Origin of the sequence: Bacillus sp. BR3(2024), assembly GCF_039134555.1 — a bacterium.
Classification (GTDB): domain Bacteria; phylum Bacillota; class Bacilli; order Bacillales; family Bacillaceae_G; genus Bacillus_A; species Bacillus_A cereus.
Genome location: NZ_CP152433.1, coordinates 673,032 through 692,439, shown reverse-complemented (window position 1 = coordinate 692,439; position 19,408 = coordinate 673,032). Strand labels below are relative to the sequence as shown.

Below are 19,408 nucleotides of genomic sequence, written 5' to 3'. Positions count from 1 at the left end.
TTTATTTTACAGTTTGTTTACAAAACGATTAAATACAGTTTATTTTTCGTGACGAAAAAAAGAGAATTATGAATAAAATGTAATAGATTCTTAAATATTTAACAATTCCTATATTTAAAAAATACAAAAGATGCTAAAATCCAAATATAGAGAAAATATAACTTTCGAAGGCGGTTGAAATAAATACATGTTTACTCAAAAAAAATCACTCCAACATACAATTGCTCAATTAGAAGAGCGTATACAAGAATTAGAAGCAGAATTAAAACAAAAAGATATTGAAAAGCAAGAGACTATTTCTACTATCCACGATCGTGTACAAAGCGTTGTCCAAGAGCATCAACTTGTAAATAACCAACACAATACACTTCAAAGCTTAGTTCAACAATTAAGTTCATGTTTCGAAAATGTTTCAACACGTACGACACATTCCAATGAGTTAAATAATGAAATGTTACAAAAGGAACAAAGCTTAATTCAGTCTATTGCAGAAATTATTGACTGCTCTAATGAAGGAAAAGAATCCGTTCACCGCTTACTTATTGTAATTAATAAATTAGGTGAACAATCTCAACGCACGTCTAATAGTATGAATCATCTAAGCGAACGCTCAAAGGAAATCGAGCAAATTGTAGAAGTCATTCAAAACATTGCAGCACAAACAAATTTACTTGCTTTAAATGCGAGTATTGAAGCCGCGCGTGCTGGAGAGCATGGTAAGGGATTCGCTGTCGTTGCCAATGAAGTAAGAAAACTAGCGGAAAGTACAGCAGAAAGTACAAAAAACATCGGCAACTTAACGAAAAAAATTCAGGAAGAAATTGAAAAAGCATATGATAACACAAAAGATAATTTACATTTAGTTGATGAAGGTGTAGAAATGAGCGCCGATACAAATGCTAGAATTGAAAATATTTTAGTTATGATTCAAACGTTACAAAATGGTGCTACAAATGTTATTAAGGCTATCGAAAACCAAAAGTCTTGTAATGATGACATATTACGAGAATTCGCTAACACGCAACAAATGTTCCAAAAATTAAATACTACTATTATGAATCATATTCATGATGCTGAAAAAGTCGATGTTCAATTGTCTAAAAGTCTTCAAGAAACAGTAACTTCTTAATTAAAAATAAAAATCCCTTATACTGCTATAAGGGATTTTTATTTTATTTCGAATATTTATTTCTTTTCAATATTCATCCATATCTTTGTTATAATGGAAAAGTTGTTTCTTTCAACTAATAAACAAGGAGGTTATTATGGAACAATTTTACTACGTTTTAAAATATTTAATTCTCGGTCTGTTCCAAGGACTAACAGAACCAATTCCGATTTCTTCAAGTGGTCATCTCGTTTTAGCACAACATTTGCTAGGACTAAAAATAGAAGGGTTTAGCTTCGAACTACTTGTTAATTCAGCTTCATTATTAGCTGTATTACTTATTTATAGAAATGATTTAATTCGTCTAACGAAGAATGGTCTCTCTTATATATTTACAAGAGCAGAAGACGCAAAATCAGATTTCTTCTTTATTATTTATCTTGTTATTGCAACCATTCCAGCAGGTGTTATTGGTGTTTTATTTAAAGATTACATCGATCAGTACTTAAAAGGTGTGAAGATGGTTGGGATTTCCCTTCTTATTACTGCTGTCGGCCTTTGGATTATTAGAAATTTACGCGGTCGTAAAAATGATGGCGACCTTTCTATGAAAGATGCAATCATCGTCGGATTAGCACAAGCTTGCGCACTGATTCCCGGAATAAGCCGATCTGGTGCCACAATCGTAGCAGCAATGTTACTTGGTATGAAGCAAGAAACAGCACTTCGCTTCTCATTCTTACTATACATTCCTGTTAGCTTAGGTGGCTTATTGTTAAGCATTACAGACATTGCAAATGATCCAAATCTAGACACATTATTCGTACCATATGTCGTTGCATTCATCGCAACATTTATCATGACGTATATTTCACTAAAATGGTTTATGAACATTATGGCAAAAGGAAATTTAAAATATTTCTCTTTCTATTGTATTATCGTAGGTGTACTTACTCTTATTTTCTTATAAAGTAAAACTTACAAATTGAAAGCGAGTCATCTAGTGTAATAGAATGACTCGCTTTTTTATACCTCTATTAAGTTAAAATCTATTATTTACTTAGAATTTTCTGAATAGTATAATATTATTTAAGTTTACTATTACAGTAATTCTATCTTTCCTACTATTATCGTAAAAGAGGTGTTTATATGTTTATAGTTACTAAACTCATTCACATTAAGTACGAATATGAAAATGAGCTACTTTATGGGCTTAAACAATATTATCCTTCCCCTGGAACGAACGGTTGTATTAACATAGAGTTTTCACATGTTCATCGTACAAATGATAAGGCAGAATATATGATTCGTCTGTTATGGAAAACACAACAAGATTACCATACATGGCTTTCTCAAAGAGAAGGCCATGTAACTTTGAAGCACAAAATACAAGGCTATATACTTTCTTCCAAATCAAATGCTACCTATGTGCATTAACCCTTCTCTTTTTATTCCTTACGAGGGGCAAAATGATAAAGTGAAACTTTAATCAGCCCTCATCAATCGGGCTGTTCACAAATAACAAGATAAGGACCCTCTTACTTTTCATACTGTAAAAGGGCTTCTCTTATGCATACACTTTCTTCTCTTGACAATACAAACGAATAACATGTTTATTTTGTTGAAATACATCATGCGTCAGACGAATAATAATAAAGTTTCTTTTTGTTTGATCATCATGAACAAAAATCTGTTCTCCCTCCTGAAAACGCCATGCACTTTCAAAAGTCGTAATATGATCCCCACTTACAGAAAAAAGTTCATATCGCATCTCTTGTACCCTCTCTCAACTTACATAATCATAATATCCTCATATTAAATTTATTATAACTTAATTCCTATAAAATTAGTAATTATTTCTATTTCGAAAGATTTTAACTTTGTATTTAAATATTTTTAGCGCTATAATGATAAACGAATTTTCATTGAAAGGAGTTTTACTTTGACTGCATATTTATTTCCAGTAAAAACAGCATTTATTTTATTCCCCTTTTTAGCAATGTTTCTTTTAATCCCTTTTTTAATATTTAATTATCGAAAATACGGTTATTTAAATAAATGGCGCTCATTTATTTTATACTCATTATTACTTTACTTATTAAATGCCTATTTTCTTGTTATTTTGCCGTTACCACAAACGTTTGATACTTGTAGCCTACAACCAGCTAATACACAACACATGCAACTCTCACCATTTTATTTCATACAAGAGATTAGTAGTCATACATCGGCAGTTTTAACGAAACCAGCTACTTATTTCTACTTATTAAAAGAGTCTGCGTTTTTACAAGTTGCATTTAATGTTCTATTAACTGTTCCATTCGGTATTTACTTACGTTATTATTTCCGACGTAGTTTCTTACAAACAATTTGCATTTCCTTTTTCCTTTCACTATTTTTCGAGCTAACACAAGTGACTGGATTATACGGTATATACAATTGTGCATACCGATTATTTGATATCGATGATTTGTTTTTAAATACATTAGGTGGCGTAATTGGTTTTATCATTGCACCAATATTTACGTACTTCCTTCCGAAGACAAACGAGTTAGATAGTCATATTGATTTGGAAACGAAACCAGTCGGATTCATTCGTCGCCTTATCGCGATGCAAATTGATTGGATTTTCTTATCTATCGTCGTACCTGTCGTTAAAAACAAAGGAAATTCTTTCTTCGTTTCTAATATGCAATCTTACACGAATATGTATGAACTCATTTTCATTACGTGTTCAATCCTTATTTATTTTATTCTTATTCCATACTTTACAAATGGAAAAACAATTGGGAAAGCATTGCTTCGCATTCATCTGAAAGGAAAATCAGATCGTATTACATTAAAAGAACTATTTATTCGCTACGGTATATTTTATTTTGCGTTAGGCGGAATCAATTATATTCTTTCTAGTAGCTCTATGTTAAATCATACAGAACCTTTAGTATTACTCGTTACATTGTTATTCCTATTTATCATTAACGGCCTATTCATTATTCATGTTTTACTGCATGTATTTAGCCGTGATAAACTACTATTTTATGAACATATTAGTCATACAAGAAATGCAATTACACTAAAAAAAGCTGACAAATAATTATTTGTCAGCTTTTTTATATACATAATGTGAAAATTTAATCAGTGGGGGTCTTACTGCCCGGCAAATAGCGGGATAAATAACTTTTCTGCATAAGGATTAAAAAACATTCCAAGTTCATCTAGAGACTTCCTCGCCTGTAAAAACGAATGAAACTCTGGATATATATCTTGTAATTGCTCATACGATAATGTATGCATTTTCCCCCAATGCGGACGCCCTTCATACTTCAGAAAAATTTTTTCCACTTCGCCAAAGTAAGCAGCATATTTCATACCTTTATACATATGAACAGCGATATACGCTGAATCTCTTCCATAGGCTGGACTAAGCCATATATCATCACCTTTCACATAGCGGCATTCGATCGGGAAGTGCACCTTATACTTTTTCTTTTCAATAAGATTTGAGATTTCTTCTACAACCGTCCTCATATACTTTGAAGGAATGCTATACTCCATTTCATAAAATGGTACCGTACGTGATGTAGCAAATACTTCATAGCTCGGGCCAATTATTTTTGTGTTTGGTACAGCTTTAGCTGATAATCGACTCACTCCTTTACTTATAGAAGGAAACCATTTACACCCTTTAGATAGTAAAGAGAACATCCTATTTTCAAGTAACTCCACCTTTAATTTATGCCATTTCAAATCACTGCCTGTATTCGTTGTTTCGTTCGTAAGTTTTACTTGTACTTCATCAGAATAAGGAAAAACGAAAAATTCAAAATGACGATGCTTCTTATATTCTTCTAGTTTGTTCATTACAGTGGATAATGACTGTTTTTCACTTTCATAAACGAGTGAATACGCTGGAATAACCTTTAATTTTATCTTTACAATGATACCTAACATTCCAAGTGACAACTGAAACGCTCTCCAATATTCTACGTTCTCAGTTTCCGAACAAACTATACTCTCACCATTAGATAAAACTGCCGTAATCTCTATAACTTGTGTTGATAAACTCCCAAAGGTAATACCCGTTCCATGAGTCCCCGTACTAATCGCTCCTGCAATAGATTGTGAATCAATATCCCCTAAATTTTCTTGCGCATAGCCTTTTTCCTCAAGTAACTTCCCTAAATCATATAACTTTGTTCCTGCCCATACTTCAGCAACCATCTTCTCTGCATCAATATTCACAATACCCTTCAATTCATCTAAAGAAACTAAAACTTCTTCCGTTTGCACAAGGGGGGTAAACGAGTGTCCTGAACCGACAACACGAATTTTCTTTCCCTTTTTTCGCGCAAGCCCCACAACTTCTACTACATCTTGTATACTTTCTGGATACATCGTATAATGCGGCGTTCCTTCTACATTCCCTGTCCAATTTCTCCACTTTTTCCCCTTTATAGAAAGCATTGGCCATCCCCCCGATATGTTGAATACTCCCCAACAATCTCTCCTTTTTTAACACGATACAAAAAAGGAAAGCGCTCACATAATTCACCAGCCTTACTATGACGAAACAAAATGGACTCTCCTATATCCACTCGTTCCTCGCCGCTATAAAAAATTGGCGTTTGTACCTCGCCAGCACCTTCTAAAGCTAATAGTTTTGCACCCTTCGGTCTCCAAACTTCAGGCTCTTTATCTTTTCCAACTGCTCCTGAAGCAATATATCCACCACCTAGGCAAGTGTAAATAAACTGGACTGGTTTACGCACAACTGGTAATGCAAATCCGACCGCTGGATAAAATTTCACCTCTTTATAATAATCAAACAGCTTCGGAGAATAAAAAGCAGAACCTACTGTAATCTCTGAAACTGAATTATCTTTCTCAGTTGTTTTTATACTTCCTGTTCCGCCTCCATTTACAAACCTTAGCTCAATACCAATGTTTTGTATTGCTTTTACAATATGTTCTCTTCTTTTTTTCACTTCTAGCACTGATTTCTGCTTTAAATACGAAATTACTTTACTTTTCAACCATTGATTCGGTATATGATCTCCCACCCCAGCAATTTGAGCTTCATAACCCATTACACCATCTAACATTAAATATGATGACCTTCTCACCTTTTCTACTACTTTCAACGCATCCTGCACATTTTTTACTGGGGATCTTTGTACACCAAAATGAAATTGAAAGAAACGACTACTCATATCAATATCCAAACAAACACGAAAACATCCTTTAGATTTCTCAGCAATGTTTTCTAAATACACAATATGCTCTTCACAATCCACCATACAAGTTATAATGAAACCTTTCTTTGTTAGCAAACTAATTTCATACAGAGCTCTTTCATCGTAAGCAGGATATCCAAGCAATAAATCATTAAATCCTTGTTCTATTAAAAATAAAATCTCTCTAGGTGAAAAGCACATAACACCTTGAAATCGATCATTTGCAGCTAAAATCTTTTGCATAATTGGAACAGAGCGTAACGATTTACTCGCTATACGAATCTTCTTATTTCCACTTAACTCTATAATCGATTGAATATTTCTATCTAAAGCCATTTCATCCAAAAATGCACACGGTAATGGAACTTCTTTAAAAATTCCTCGATCCACATTTTTCTCTCCTCTTCTCAATATGTCTTATACATATTGGAAAGAAAGTGTGATTTTCCTGTTTGCAAATAAAAAAAGTTTCTTCTTTACGAAGAAACTTTTTGAAACTACTTCATAGAAATAGTCGCCTCTACTGGATAATGATCAGAGTAATCATTATACGTATATTTTTGGAACCATGATGTAACAGTCCATTGTGGAGATTTCGGCTGTAACACCTTATTCTCTATATATGATGGGTTCGCATGGTCTTTACTTGCAATAATATAATCTAAATACTCAGCAGGACTATCAGGGAAATTATATTTTGCAATACTGTTTGTCGTTGCGTCCCAAGTCGCTGTATGTCCAGTATAAGATGGTACAGAAGCGTTCAATGTTTTAAACATAGATGCATACTCTGAATCATTCTTGTTCTCTGCATTAATTTTATTTACGTTCATATCACCACCAATTAACACATATTCATTATTTGGTATATTTTTATTTTTAATAAAGTCTTGAATTTCTTTTAATTGGTCTGTACGTACAGATGCAGGTGAAGTTTTTCCGCACATACTATCTTCCGCTTGCAAATGCGTACCAATCACGTGAACGAAGCGATCATTTTTCTTAATTTTCGTGTATACAAATCCTTTATTAGATAAATTATCTGGCCCGCATCCTTTTGCAAATACATATTGAATCTTTTCAGCGATTGGCCATTTGCTCACAATCGCAACGCCACCATCTTCAGGAGTTGAAGATGAATAGTTTCCCAACGTTTTATCCCATTCACTTCCACTACTACGACCTAATACTGCTGTTTGATTTGGATATTCTTTCTTCAAATTCCCTAATAAACGATCTGAAGCGCTATTATCAAACACTTCATTTAATATAACTACATCTTGATTCTTTATATAATCTGCCGCCCCGATTAAATCAGCACGCTCAGTTTGTCCCCAGTTCGGATATAAGTTTGTTGATAGCATATATACATTATGCGTCATCACTTTTAATGTATCATTTTGATTTATAGATACTTCTGCTTGAGCTGACGTTCCGCTATATAAAGCTCCTAAACCAACACCTAAGCTAAGTACACCTTTTAGCAATTTACCTTTCACGTTTCATACCTCCATGTATTGTATAGTGATAAAAAGGCCAAATACTCTATTCTGAGATTTGACCTTTTTTAAATACTTAACGATTTCCGTACGTATCAAACCAAAGCTGAATATATCCAGCAGTAACACGTTGTGCATCCATTAAACGCTTACCTGTCATTGGTGTAACTTCAGCGCGCCATTTATCTGCATATTCTTGTGATACAGCAGCTCTCACGAACCAATCTTTCGTATTATCATTTACAATGCCAGCGTAATCTTGTTTCGCAACTACTGCCGCTCCATGAATCCAATCTTCCGGATTCGTACCTTTCCAGTTCCAATATCCATTTCCATCCGTTACTTTATAATTATCTTTTATCGTATCTACAAAGTTTTCATATTTAGAATGGAATCCTTGTGGATAAGAAAGGTTCGTAAAGTTTGCCGCATGCATCGGTTGGTTTACATCCCCTAAATAATGAAGAGATAATCCTAAATAGAAGAACGCTTGTTTCATATCTTTATTTTTATAAGACTCACCAGCTAATTTAAAATATTTAGCTCCTGTTTCCTTTGCTTGCTTTGCATACGGAATATAAGTTTTCCCATTGTCAGGGTCATAGAAATGTGAAGCAAATGTGCTATTATCATAATAAGGATTTTCATAGTCAGCAGCATAAATACCGTTCTCTAACTCAGTACGCCATTCATTTAATAGTGCAACTCGATCTTGTTTTACAAGTGTTGTATTACGAGACATAATATCAATTGCACGGTTTACAATCCATAAATGAGAATTCACGCCTTCTTTATGTTTATCTTCAGCAGACCAGCGCGGAATAACTCCAAATCTCTGTCCCCCATCATTTTCATGAGCAAATGCAACACTTTGTAATGGAGCAACTAATGTAATAGCTGCCGCTAAAGCAAGTACTTTCTTTTTCATATAAAATCCTCCATTTTATAATTGAATTATTGTAAACATTTTGTTAGGATCCTATGATGTCGTCCGGTTAACCTATGACTAGAATATCCCACCTTTCACGAAATTTCTATCACTAAATTAAAATATGCAAATGTTCATATCATTATAACTTTATACACAGTGAATATAATGAATGAATACACTTTCATTTTAATAAACTATTATTAAGGCTTGTCTAAACTAATGTAAAAAAAGAGTAAAGCATACACATGCTTTACTCTTTTTTTCTATTCGATAATATACTTGGCAATTGTACATTAACTGCCAACTTATGTATAAATCCAAACACTAATCCGATCCCTATAAATATGTATAATATCGTAAATATCTTTCCGAAGTCAGTTTTGGGACTAAATTGTCCATCACCGACAGTAGTCAGCGTCATAACGCTAAAATATAAAGCATCCAGAGGACGTAACCCCTCCACTGTACTATAAAAGATTGTACCAGATATTAATGTCAAAATTGTTAATACGAATAACACTTGAAATTCTTTATCTTTCCATGCTCGCAAACAAGCTTTTAGCATCCGTTTCAATGTCAACATAAATGAAAGCATTAGACTTCCCCTTCCAAACAAAATACCTTTAGTTACAGGAAAGTCTATCACCTTTCAGTATAGAAAAAAAGTAGCCCTCTTCTATTTCTAGAAAAGGGCTACTCTATTCGATTCTATCTTATTTAGGTGAAACAAGAATTTTCACTTGTGTTTTATCTTTTACAAGTGCTTCAAATCCTTCTTCAACAACTTGATCCACTGTAATTTTTTTCGTAATTAATTTCTCTGCTTGAATTTGACCGGAGCTAATCAATTTAATAACAGCTGGGAAGATGTGACGGTATCCTAAAATACCAATAACTTCTTTTTCTTTTAATACTAAGTTATTTGGAGTAATTGTTGCGTCTTTTTCCCATACACTAACAATTACAGTTTGTCCTTCGAAGCTTGTACTTTCAATCGCTTGGCGTAGTACAACTTCAACACCTGTTACTTCAAAGCTAACATTTACACCTAAACCATTTGTTAAGTTACGAATTTCAGCTAACACATCTTGAGTTGCTGGATTTAATACATAATCCGCACCTGCTAATTTCGCTAACTCTTGACGTTCTTTAGAAAGTTCAACTGCAATAACAGGAGTTGCTCCTGCTGCTTTAGCTGCTTGGATAACAAGAAGTCCAATTGGACCGCAACCAAATACCGCTACAGCTTCCCCTTCTTTTAATTTACTTTGACGTACTGCATGAACTGCTACTGCTGCTGGTTCTACAAGCGCACCTTGTTCATACGTCATTTCATCTGGAATGTGATGAACCATATCTTCTGGTACTACTGTATATTCAGAGAAACCGCCGCCTTCTCCGCCAAGACCGTGGAAAACAAGTTGTTCACAAACATTGTAATGTCCATGTTTACAAGCTTCACATTTACCACAAGAATAAATTGGCTCTACAACAACGCGGTCTCCCACTTTATGAGATGTAACTCCTTCACCAATCTCTATTACCTCACCACTAAACTCATGACCTAAAATAACAGGTGCTTTCACATGTGTTAATGGATGTTCTTCTGTTGGAATAAAAATAGGCCCTGCTAAATATTCATGCAAGTCTGTCCCACAAATACCACACCATTTAACTTTGATTTTCACTGTTCCTGGTTTTACTGTTGGTTCTGGTACTTCTTCTACTCGTACATCACGTTGATTATGCCAAAGTAGTGCTTTCATTTTATACATCCCTCTCTATGTATATACTTAACCTGGTGAAGTTTACAATTCTATTATAATACTTCTATCCATATATTTCAAAAAAACAATCACATCCCCACTAATTTTTTACAAATAACGTTCAATATTTTGTCACTTTGTACTTTTTTCCACATCTGTTAATTCAATTTCATTGCAGGTGAAATTAGCATTGTGCCATAATAGCATAGGAGAGGTGAATATCGCTTGAAATATTTTATTTACTTTATCGTTATCGTGGCATTTTTAGATACATTTTCACAATTACCTATTATGAGTACTTTCGCTCAAAGCCTTGGAGGAACTCCTCTTATTATCGGGCTAGTTGTCGGTATGTACTCATTCGCTAATATGATCGGTAATATTATTGCTGGAGCCGCTGTCGATAAATTTGGTGCAAAAAAAATCCTTTATATAAGCATGGGAATTACGAGTTTCATAGTCTTGTTATACACCGTTGTTCAAAGTGGTGAACAACTATTAGTTGTGCGCTTTATGCATGGATTTAGTGATGGCTTTTTAATTCCTGCTGCCTTTACATTTTTATCAAAACAAACAAATGCAAAAAGACAAGGAAAAGCAATGGCTCTATCTGGTGCTGCTGTTGGAACAGCCGCAATCGTAGGACCTGCTTTCAGCGGTATTATGAAAGCAACAGCTGGCGTAGAGTGGGTCTTCATTACTATTTCTATTTTAATGGCTCTTGGTACGATCGTATCTCTATTCTTCTTACCAAATAACGTATCAAGAAAAGATACATCAAGAACGCAAATGATGAACAAAGAAGATATGGTTGAACTTTTAAAATCAGAACCGTTATTACAAGCATATATTGGTGCTTTCACATTAATGTTTTCACAAGGAATTGTCACTTATATGTTACCAGTAAAAGTTGAGGCATTAGCGCTTAAAGCATCTACAACAGGCATGATGTTAAGTGTATTTGGTATAACTGCTATCCTCTTCTTCTTGCTTCCAACAAATCGTATTTATGATCGATTTAATCGTTCGAAACTAATGCTAATCGGAATTGCAGTTATGGCATTCGCATTATCTTTACTTGGATTATTTGCTACAAAAGGTATGCTCTTTATCGTAATGATGATTTATGGAATTGGATTCGCAATCCTCTTTCCGTCTATTAACGCTTTACTTGTTGAAAATACTACAGACGATAATCGCGGAAAGGCATTCGGATTATTTTATGCCTTCTTCTCATTAGGAGTTGTTGCTGGCTCCTTTACAGTCGGCGCAATCGGAGCATCACCTAGCATCAGCTTCATTATCGGGACAGCATTTTTATTAACATTTGCTGGGATGATTTATGTAAGAAGCAAAGTAAAAAAGACAATGATGGGATAATCCATCGTTGTCTTTTTTAAAATGCATATTTATATAATCCATAATACAATGGAAGCGTTGGAATAATGCCAATTAATTTAAATATAAAAGGTAATGGCTCATCTCGCTCTTCATATAAACGAAAAACAAAAACTGCAGTTAAAGTCCAACTGACGCTAAACAAGAAGATACATTTCCAAACAATCGAGGTTAATATTTGTATATCAAATACAAAACCAAAGAGCCCTATCGAATAGAACTCTTTTTGCCCAATATATTACTTTTGTGTATAACCAAATAACAATGTAAATAAATTGAGCCGTAAAGGCAATAATACATCTCTTCTTTTAAACAGAAAGTTTATAAATACTGACGATACTTCGACAATTTCCTCGGAAATATTTCCTTTCCCCACATAATTTGATACAGTACACATGAATAAACACTTGTATTACATAAAGTGAAACTTTAATCAGTGGGGGTTTTGTTCCTCCCCACTGATTATTAGTTGAACCAATCGGGCTTTTACGGGCAGTTGATCTCCCAACTAACTTCTTTATTTCCACTGAATTTTGAGGTGGGGATCTTACTGACCTTTAATGCGGGATAAACTAAAATAATAACTTACTGTACAAATTAAAAAGCACACTCTTCATATGAAGAATGTGCTTTTATGTTATTAACGTTTAATCCAAACAGCGCCTGCCGATTTATCTTCTGCCTGTCCAACAACTTGGAATTTAAGTCCAAGGTTTGGAACTTTTCTTCCTGCGTCTGCAATTTGCTTGTTACTATATACTTTTGAATCATCAAAAGTTGTAACACCTTGTAATCCAGAATAGTTAAACTGACCACGTGTTAATGAATTTACACTCCATGCTGGTGTTTTATCAAATGAAAATGCTGCATCTGCAATTTGCATGCCTGTATTACCGTATGCTGGTTTTCCGTTTAAATTACCAACTAGCGCTTCTGGATGAGAATCTACAACACCAAGGAATCCTTCACCTGGATGCACCCCAACCCAGTTATCTTTGAAACTATCATCTGCATACCAAACGACAAGACCTGTATTATACACTGGACCTTTTCCTGCTTTTAAACCATTATCTGATCCCGCATAATTTCTCCACTCTAAGTAGTAATAATGAGCTTTCTTCTCTGTCCCATCAGAAACAACAAAACCATTTAAATTCATTTTAGACTGTCCTTCTGCATCATCAGAAAATACAACTTGTCCATCAACAGTTACATTTACATTGTCCATCGCAAAACCTTTATATGTTACAGCCGGATCTGTAATATAGTCGAATTGTAGTTTCACTTTTTTGCCTTTAAATTGACTTAAATCATATGATTTATCAATCCATTTCCCATCTGTTGTATCTTTATCTCCTTGGACTACTTTTTCCCCAAGTCTATCAATTAATGTTTTCGTTCCATCTTCTGTTACTACATGTACTTCGACGAAATCGCACTCTGCTTCTAACTCATAATTTGCTTTATAATCGAATTTTGCATTTGTTCCCTTTGTTAAATCAAAGAATGGTGTCTCTAACGTTGTATGCATATCATCGCCTCTTGTACTATAATATGCATGCTTTCCAAACTCCGGTTTAATCGTTTCAACACTTTTACCTGGTAAGTTAACACGTACAACGCCTGGACGATTTGATTTCGTAACACTTTGATCAATATAGGTAGGAACTCCCACACCACTCTTAATTTTATCGTAATCTACTTCTAATATTTTTGCCCAGTTGCCACCCATATTCTTTTGTAAGAAGTCTTTATTTTGTGGTGAAAAACTAGTCGGCTCTGTTCCTGCGATTTTCCCTGTCCAACTACCTCCACTCATTAATGACCAAGCTTCGACTGGTGAACCATTTCCAGTATATTTCGTGTCATATTCATCTGGTAATCCAAGATCATGTCCAAATTCATGTGCAAACACACCTACAGCTCCATCTTCTGGTTCAATTGTGTAATCATGTGCTGCTACTTTACCACCAAAGTAATCTACCTTTGATTTCGTACCTTCAATCGCTACTGGATCTACTGCTAATTTTGAACGATGTGACCAGATCGCATCATCACCTAATTTACCGCCACCAGCTTCTTGACCAACACCAGCATGGATTACCATTAAATGATCAATTACACCGTCAGGTTCATTTTGATTCCCGTCCCCGTTTGTATCATATCTATCAAATTGATCAAACTGAGATAAATCTAGTCCTTTCTCAGCAGCTGCATGCAAAGCTTCTTTCACTAAATCACGTGCACCCTTTGGACCTTTATTATCGTGACCGCTGCTACCATCAGCTCCATAATCAGATGCTTTTCCTGGAACAGTTAGCCACTCCGTTACATATCCATCTGTCGTATAACTACCACCAGACTGCTCTTCATAGTATTGTTTAAACGTTTTTACTTTTGAACCATCAAATAAAGTATACGGCTCATTACCGAACAACATCTTTTGATAATGTTCTCTACTAAAGTCTTTCGAATACATATAACCTGGTGTTTGATCAATATTATTATGTTTATAATCACTAAATTCAACGAGTAACACTAATACTTTATCCGATCGAACAGATCCCTTATATGGAGCTTGCTTTGCTTTTGAAGTTGGAACTTGCCCATTCAATTGCTTTTTATTTGGTTCTGGCTTTTGCTCAAGGCTAACATTTTTTTCAGCCTTTTTTACATTTTCCTTTTCTTCCATCTTTTTCTCTTTTACTTTTTTTGTGAAATCAGATGTTTCTTGTGAGTGAGCATCTGGAAGAATTTCTTTATTCGCCTGATCTCCTTGTTTCTTTTCAATATATTGCTCAACAGCTTTTTTCGTCTCTTCTTTAGAAGATGCTGGATTAATTGTTCCTCTTTCTTTCAGAGCTTCCGCTAAACGATCTTCTTGAATTAAATTGTAATCAATTGGTGTTGTAGATACACTATCTTTCTCTTTTGCTACCGTTTCTGCATATGCTAACGGAGCACTCATTACAGATGTACATCCGATAATTGCCGCAATTGCTAATGATGACAACACTTTAAATGGTGCTTTTCTTCTCATTCCATTTCTCCCCTTTATAAAACTTAAAATTCAGATAAATCGGTGCATTTTTGTCCAAATCTCTGTTTACTACCCTCCCTATATAAAAAGACATAATTCTATAAACATTAAGCTTTTTGTTATAGAATCATGCCCTCCAGTTTTCTGGTCAGACCCTCTATCTTTTTATCCCTTGGTTCAATTAATAATCAGTGGGGGGATGAACAAAGCCCCCACTGATTAAAGTTTCACTTTATGTCGAAATATTAAAAATAAAGAGTTATGTGATATATATTAAATATCTTATATAACAAATTTAAAAGACAATATGCAAAATTGCATGAAAATTCTTTTAAATAAAAAAAGAATCCTAGTCAATTAAACTAGGATTCTTGCTTTTCTATTATTTCTCTTGTGTTTTTTCCCAATCAGCTAAGAATTTCTCAATTCCTTGATCTGTTAATGGGTGCTTCACTAATGAAGCAATTACGTTTGCTGGGATTGTTGCAATATGTGCACCGTTTAATGCTGCGTCAGTTACGTGAACGCTGTGACGTACAGATGCTGCGATGATTTCTGTTTCGATACCATGAATTGCAAAGATTTCTGCGATTTGACGAATTAAATCCATACCGTTATGACCGATATCATCTAAACGACCTAAGAATGGTGAAACGTACGTTGCACCAGCACGAGCAGCAAGTAATGCTTGAACTGCTGAGAATACTAATGTAACGTTTGTACGAATTCCTAAATCAGAGAACGCTTTTACTGCTTTTAAACCTTCTGTTGTCATTGGAACTTTTACAACAACGTTTGGAGCAATCTTCGCTAATTCTTTTCCTTCTTCAATCATTTTATCAGCTTCTAAGCTAATTACTTCTGCACTTACAGGTCCTTCTACAACGTTGCAAATTTCACGAATGCGCTCGTGGAAATCTACGCCTTCTTTTGCTACAAGTGATGGATTTGTCGTTACTCCAGCTAATACGCCTAATTCATTTGCCTCTTTAATTTCGTTAATGTTTGCTGTATCAATAAAGAATTTCATTTGTTGTTCTTCCTTCCTAATTTTCATTTTATATTTATTTATTTTTCTTAATAAGCTCTAATTCAATCGGAATAGATTTGTCCACTTTTTTACCTTGTGTTATCTCTTTTGCTGTTTGCATCGCCTTCTCTCCGATTAATTCTGGTTTTTGAGCGACTGTTGCAGCCATACGCCCATCGTTAACCGCTTTCACAGCATCTTCTGTTGCATCAAATCCAACAACTACTACATCTGTTTTTCCAGCAGACTTCAATGCTTCAAGTGCACCTAATGCCATCTCGTCGTTATGAGCAAACACGGCTTTAATATCGCTATTTGCTTGCAAAATGTTTTCCATAACAGATAATCCTTTCGCTCTATCAAAATCAGCCGCTTGTTTGGCAACTACTTTTAAAGACTTATCGGCTACGTTATGGAATCCTTTCCCACGTTCACGAGCAGCAGACGATCCAGGGATTCCTTCTAACTCAGCAACGTTTGCTCCTTCGCCGACTAATTCACGAATGTAATCACTAGCCATTTGACCACCTTCGATATTATTAGATGCAATGTGAGAAACAACCTTACCTGAATTCGCAACGCGGTCTACTGTAATAACAGGAACATTTGCTGCGTTTGCTGCACTTACTGCTGAAGCAACAGCATCTGAATCGGTCGGATTAATAACAACTACATCGACACCCTTTTGAATTAAATCTTCAACATCGTTCGTTTGCTTTGCTGCATCATTTTGCGCATCAACAGCAATCAATTCGATGCCACTATCTTTCGCTTTCTTTTCTGCCCCCTTTTTCAAAGTTACAAAGAAGGGATTATTTAAAGTTGAAACAGAGAATCCAACTTTAATAGTTTTATTTCGACCTTTATCGCTAGAATCCTTTGCCCATTCTGGCGGTTCCATTGAACAACCAGCAGTAATGACCATAATACATGCAACGAGTATAAGTAACCATTTCTTCATGAACTGTCCCTCCATTACGCTTCTTTTCTACGATCAATTAATACAGCTAATAAGATTACAAGTCCTTTTACAACTTGTTGGAAGAAAGAAGATACACCTAATAAATTTAAACCGTTATTTAGTACACCGATAATAAGTACACCGATGAATGTACCAACAATCCATCCTCTTCCCCCAGAAAGACTTGTTCCACCTAATACAACTGCTGCAATTGCATCTAATTCATAAGAAGTACCTGCAGTCGGCTGTGCAGAATCTAATCGTGATGTTAAGACAATACCTGCAAGCGCTGCCAAAATTCCGGAAAGACCGTAAATCATTACTTTAATTCTCGTAACATTAATACCTGATAGTGCTGCTGCTTCTTCATTTCCACCAATTGCAAATGTACGGCGACCAAATGTCGTTTTCTTCAAAATGAAGTACAGTACTGCGAAAGCGATCATCATTGTAACAGCGGGTACCGGAATACCAAGAAAATAACCGCGGCCAAACATTTGGAACATTAAATGATCACCAAGACCAGTGATCGGACGTCCGTCCATATAAACAAGCGTCAACCCACGAAAAATAGTCATTGTTGCTAAAGTTGCAATAAATGGAGCTACTTTTCCTTTCGCAATGATGATACCGTTTACAATTCCCATTACAAGACCTGCTAATAGTCCAACTACCATTGCAAGGAACGGATCCATGCCACTTGCCATCATTCCAGCAACAAGTGCACTTGATAATGCTAAAATAGAACCTACCGATAAGTCAATACCCCCTGTTAAAATTACGAAGGTCATTCCAAATGCAATAAGCGCATTAATCGATACTTGACGCAGTATATTAAATAAATTTGGAATTTCAATGAACGCTGGATTTAAAGCTGTAATTACGACGATAATTAATACTAAACCGATTAAAGAACCGAGTTGTTGTAATACATTCCCCTTCTTAGCCATCCTTACTCTCCCCCTGTAGCTAGTGCCATAATAGACTCTTGTGATGCCTCATCTTTCCCTAAAATTCCGCCGACTTTTCCTTCATGAATAACAAGAACTCGATCACTCATCCCTAAAACTTCCGGAAGCTCAGATGATACCATAATAACGGCATCGCCTTGCTCTGTAAGCTTATTCATAATAGAGTAAATTTCTTTTTTCGCTCCAACATCGACACCTCTTGTTGGCTCATCTAAAATGAGTAATTGCGGATGAATGCCTAGCCATTTTGCGATTACAATCTTTTGCTGATTTCCACCAGAAAGAGATTTCACTGCCTGCTCTCCGCTAGATGCTTTCACATTAAGAAGCTTCATCATATCCTCTGTAAACTGTTGTTCTAGCTCATTGCTTAGAACACTTCCCTTTGAAAGATTTTCTAAATTCGGTAAAGCTAAATTTTCTCGAATTGAAAAATCTAACACTAATCCTTCAGACTTTCTATCTTCTGTAATGAAAGCAATTCTTTGTCTAATTGCATCTATTGGACTATCAATCTTTACTTCTTGTCCATTTATAAAAATTTGTCCAGAGTCTAAAGGTTCATAACCAAATATCGCTTTCATAATATCAGTGCGACCAGCCCCCATCAAACCAGCTACACCAAGGATTTCACCTTTCCTCACTTGAAACGAAATATTTTCAAATTTCCCTTTCTTCGTTCCATTACGCATTTCAAAAATGACATCACCAATTTGACTATTTCGCTCTGGGTAACGTTCACCAATGCTGCGCCCCACCATCATACTCACTACTTCATCAAATGATGTTTCTGGAATTAATCTCTTTCCCACGTATTCTCCATCACGCAAAATCGTAATAGCATCACATATTGAGAAAATCTCTTCCATACGATGCGAAATGTACACGAATGAAACACCTTTTTTACGTAACTTATTGATTACTGTAAAGAGCGTTTCGATTTCACGATCCGTCAGTGCCGCAGTAGGTTCATCCATAATAATAACGCTCGCGTTTGTCATTAATGCTTTCGCAATTTCGATAATTTGCTGTTGTCCAACCGATAATTCCTCTGCTAACATAGCGCCTCTTACATGCAGCCCTAGCTCTGCTAGTTGCTGCTGCGCAATCGCGTTCATTTGTCGAGTGCGTAAAATACCTGTTTTCCCATACATTAACTCTTTACCGAGAAACATATTTTCAGCTACTGTTAAATTCGGCAATATGTTTAGTTCTTGATGTATAAATGCGATGCCGTACTCTTCAGCTTCTTTCGCATTTTTAAAGGTGCGCTCTTGCCCATCAATCTTGATTGTCCCACCATCTTTTTTGTATACACCTGTTAAAATCTTCATGAGCGTTGATTTACCCGCTCCATTTTCCCCCATCAATGCATGGACTTCTCCTGTTTCAATCATAAACTGTGCATTCTTCAAAACAGGATTGCCATTGAACGCCTTTGAAATGTTTTTCATTTCAATATGCATTCCC

General features: G+C 35.2%; 17 protein-coding genes and 1 pseudogene. 5 read left to right on the top strand and 13 right to left on the bottom strand.

Going from position 1 to position 19,408, the window contains the following annotated elements; genetic code table 11:
- The first annotated feature begins 187 nt into the window (after window positions 1–187).
- The 3 genes from V7S45_RS03505 to V7S45_RS03495 all read left to right on the top strand — a co-directional run bounded on the left by V7S45_RS03505 (window position 188) and on the right by V7S45_RS03495 (window position 2,545).
- Complete coding sequence (locus V7S45_RS03505; RefSeq protein ID WP_000495035.1) at window positions 188–1,129, top strand: methyl-accepting chemotaxis protein; 942 nt, start codon at window positions 188–190, stop codon at window positions 1,127–1,129.
- A gap of 136 nt (window positions 1,130–1,265) precedes the next feature.
- Complete coding sequence (locus V7S45_RS03500; RefSeq protein WP_000434794.1) at window positions 1,266–2,078, top strand: undecaprenyl-diphosphate phosphatase; 813 nt, start codon at window positions 1,266–1,268, stop codon at window positions 2,076–2,078.
- Window positions 2,079–2,257: 179 nt separating this feature from the next.
- Window positions 2,258–2,545, top strand: a complete 288-nt coding sequence (locus tag V7S45_RS03495) for a hypothetical protein (protein WP_000471238.1) — start codon at window positions 2,258–2,260, stop codon at window positions 2,543–2,545.
- 130 nt (window positions 2,546–2,675) lie between these two features.
- Here V7S45_RS03495 and V7S45_RS03490 read toward each other — a convergent pair whose 3' ends face one another.
- A complete protein-coding gene (locus tag V7S45_RS03490) occupies window positions 2,676–2,879 on the bottom strand; it encodes a hypothetical protein (RefSeq protein ID WP_001268332.1) in 204 nt (67 codons plus the stop codon).
- Between the two features lie 171 nt (window positions 2,880–3,050).
- On the opposite strand from V7S45_RS03490, the gene V7S45_RS03485 reads away from it, so the two are divergent.
- Window positions 3,051–4,202 (top strand): VanZ family protein, encoded by a 1,152-nt coding sequence (locus tag V7S45_RS03485; protein WP_000128025.1) that lies wholly within the window; start codon window positions 3,051–3,053, stop codon window positions 4,200–4,202.
- A 53-nt stretch (window positions 4,203–4,255) separates the two neighbouring features.
- Here V7S45_RS03485 and V7S45_RS03480 read toward each other — a convergent pair whose 3' ends face one another.
- The 6 genes from V7S45_RS03480 to bdhA all read right to left on the bottom strand — a co-directional run bounded on the left by V7S45_RS03480 (window position 4,256) and on the right by bdhA (window position 10,538).
- On the bottom strand, window positions 4,256–5,572 hold the full coding sequence (locus tag V7S45_RS03480) for a D-arabinono-1,4-lactone oxidase (RefSeq protein WP_000948912.1): 1,317 nt from the start codon (window positions 5,570–5,572) through the stop codon (window positions 4,256–4,258).
- The gene (locus V7S45_RS03475; protein WP_025687254.1) at window positions 5,560–6,732 is read right to left on the bottom strand and encodes an amino acid deaminase/aldolase; all 1,173 of its coding nucleotides are present in this window, start codon (window positions 6,730–6,732) and stop codon (window positions 5,560–5,562) included. Before V7S45_RS03475 ends, V7S45_RS03480 begins: the two co-directional genes overlap by 13 nt.
- A 107-nt stretch (window positions 6,733–6,839) precedes the next feature.
- Window positions 6,840–7,841: a sphingomyelinase C gene (gene sph / locus V7S45_RS03470; protein ID WP_342761653.1), complete on the bottom strand. Its 1,002-nt coding sequence runs from the start codon at window positions 7,839–7,841 to the stop codon at window positions 6,840–6,842.
- Window positions 7,842–7,917: 76 nt separating this feature from the next.
- On the bottom strand, window positions 7,918–8,769 hold the full coding sequence (gene cerA / locus V7S45_RS03465) for a phospholipase CerA (RefSeq protein WP_000730997.1): 852 nt from the start codon (window positions 8,767–8,769) through the stop codon (window positions 7,918–7,920).
- Between the two features lie 253 nt (window positions 8,770–9,022).
- On the bottom strand, window positions 9,023–9,367 hold the full coding sequence (locus tag V7S45_RS03460; protein WP_000948241.1) for a potassium channel family protein: 345 nt from the start codon (window positions 9,365–9,367) through the stop codon (window positions 9,023–9,025).
- 118 nt (window positions 9,368–9,485) lie between these two features.
- Window positions 9,486–10,538, bottom strand: a complete 1,053-nt coding sequence (gene bdhA / locus V7S45_RS03455; RefSeq protein ID WP_000645827.1) for a (R,R)-butanediol dehydrogenase — start codon at window positions 10,536–10,538, stop codon at window positions 9,486–9,488.
- 225 nt (window positions 10,539–10,763) lie between these two features.
- Between bdhA and V7S45_RS03450 the strand changes: the two genes are divergently transcribed.
- Window positions 10,764–11,918 (top strand): MFS transporter, encoded by a 1,155-nt coding sequence (locus V7S45_RS03450; protein ID WP_000873271.1) that lies wholly within the window; start codon window positions 10,764–10,766, stop codon window positions 11,916–11,918.
- A gap of 16 nt (window positions 11,919–11,934) precedes the next feature.
- Here the strand turns inward: V7S45_RS03450 and V7S45_RS03445 are convergent.
- The 6 genes and pseudogenes from V7S45_RS03445 to rbsA form a co-directional block, all read right to left on the bottom strand.
- Window positions 11,935–12,147, bottom strand: a pseudogene (locus tag V7S45_RS03445) (hypothetical protein); the annotation flags it as partial.
- Between the two features lie 429 nt (window positions 12,148–12,576).
- Window positions 12,577–14,976 carry a M6 family metalloprotease immune inhibitor InhA2 gene (gene inhA2 / locus V7S45_RS03440; RefSeq protein WP_001252987.1) on the bottom strand — a complete coding sequence of 800 codons (2,400 nt, stop codon included), beginning with the start codon at window positions 14,974–14,976 and terminating at the stop codon, window positions 12,577–12,579.
- Window positions 14,977–15,358: 382 nt separating this feature from the next.
- Window positions 15,359–16,006: a fructose-6-phosphate aldolase gene (fsa, locus tag V7S45_RS03435; RefSeq protein WP_000667670.1), complete on the bottom strand. Its 648-nt coding sequence runs from the start codon at window positions 16,004–16,006 to the stop codon at window positions 15,359–15,361.
- Window positions 16,007–16,040: 34 nt separating this feature from the next.
- Window positions 16,041–16,967, bottom strand: coding sequence for a ribose ABC transporter substrate-binding protein RbsB (gene rbsB, locus V7S45_RS03430; RefSeq protein ID WP_000758976.1), 927 nt, complete (start codon window positions 16,965–16,967; stop codon window positions 16,041–16,043).
- Window positions 16,968–16,981: 14 nt separating this feature from the next.
- Window positions 16,982–17,917, bottom strand: coding sequence for a ribose ABC transporter permease (rbsC, locus tag V7S45_RS03425; RefSeq protein WP_001074646.1), 936 nt, complete (start codon window positions 17,915–17,917; stop codon window positions 16,982–16,984).
- Window positions 17,918–17,919: 2 nt separating this feature from the next.
- The gene (gene rbsA, locus V7S45_RS03420; protein WP_000546779.1) at window positions 17,920–19,404 is read right to left on the bottom strand and encodes a ribose ABC transporter ATP-binding protein RbsA; all 1,485 of its coding nucleotides are present in this window, start codon (window positions 19,402–19,404) and stop codon (window positions 17,920–17,922) included.
- Window positions 19,405–19,408 lie beyond the last annotated feature (4 nt).

Bases quoted from the DNA above. Each gene is read 5' to 3' on its own strand.
- V7S45_RS03505 (WP_000495035.1), top strand. From the start codon at position 188: ATGTTTACTCAAAAAAAATCACTCCAACATACAATTGCTCAATTAGAA.
- V7S45_RS03500 (WP_000434794.1), top strand. From the start codon at position 1,266: ATGGAACAATTTTACTACGTTTTAAAATATTTAATTCTCGGTCTGTTC.
- V7S45_RS03495 (WP_000471238.1), top strand. From the start codon at position 2,258: ATGTTTATAGTTACTAAACTCATTCACATTAAGTACGAATATGAAAAT.
- V7S45_RS03490 (WP_001268332.1), bottom strand. From the start codon at position 2,879: ATGCGATATGAACTTTTTTCTGTAAGTGGGGATCATATTACGACTTTT.
- V7S45_RS03480 (WP_000948912.1), bottom strand. From the start codon at position 5,572: ATGCTTTCTATAAAGGGGAAAAAGTGGAGAAATTGGACAGGGAATGTA.
- cerA (WP_000730997.1), bottom strand. From the start codon at position 8,769: ATGAAAAAGAAAGTACTTGCTTTAGCGGCAGCTATTACATTAGTTGCT.
- V7S45_RS03460 (WP_000948241.1), bottom strand. From the start codon at position 9,367: ATGCTTTCATTTATGTTGACATTGAAACGGATGCTAAAAGCTTGTTTG.
- bdhA (WP_000645827.1), bottom strand. From the start codon at position 10,538: ATGAAAGCACTACTTTGGCATAATCAACGTGATGTACGAGTAGAAGAA.
- inhA2 (WP_001252987.1), bottom strand. From the start codon at position 14,976: ATGAGAAGAAAAGCACCATTTAAAGTGTTGTCATCATTAGCAATTGCG.
- fsa (WP_000667670.1), bottom strand. From the start codon at position 16,006: ATGAAATTCTTTATTGATACAGCAAACATTAACGAAATTAAAGAGGCA.
- rbsB (WP_000758976.1), bottom strand. From the start codon at position 16,967: ATGAAGAAATGGTTACTTATACTCGTTGCATGTATTATGGTCATTACT.
- rbsC (WP_001074646.1), bottom strand. From the start codon at position 17,917: ATGGCTAAGAAGGGGAATGTATTACAACAACTCGGTTCTTTAATCGGT.
- rbsA (WP_000546779.1), bottom strand. From the start codon at position 19,404: ATGCATATTGAAATGAAAAACATTTCAAAGGCGTTCAATGGCAATCCT.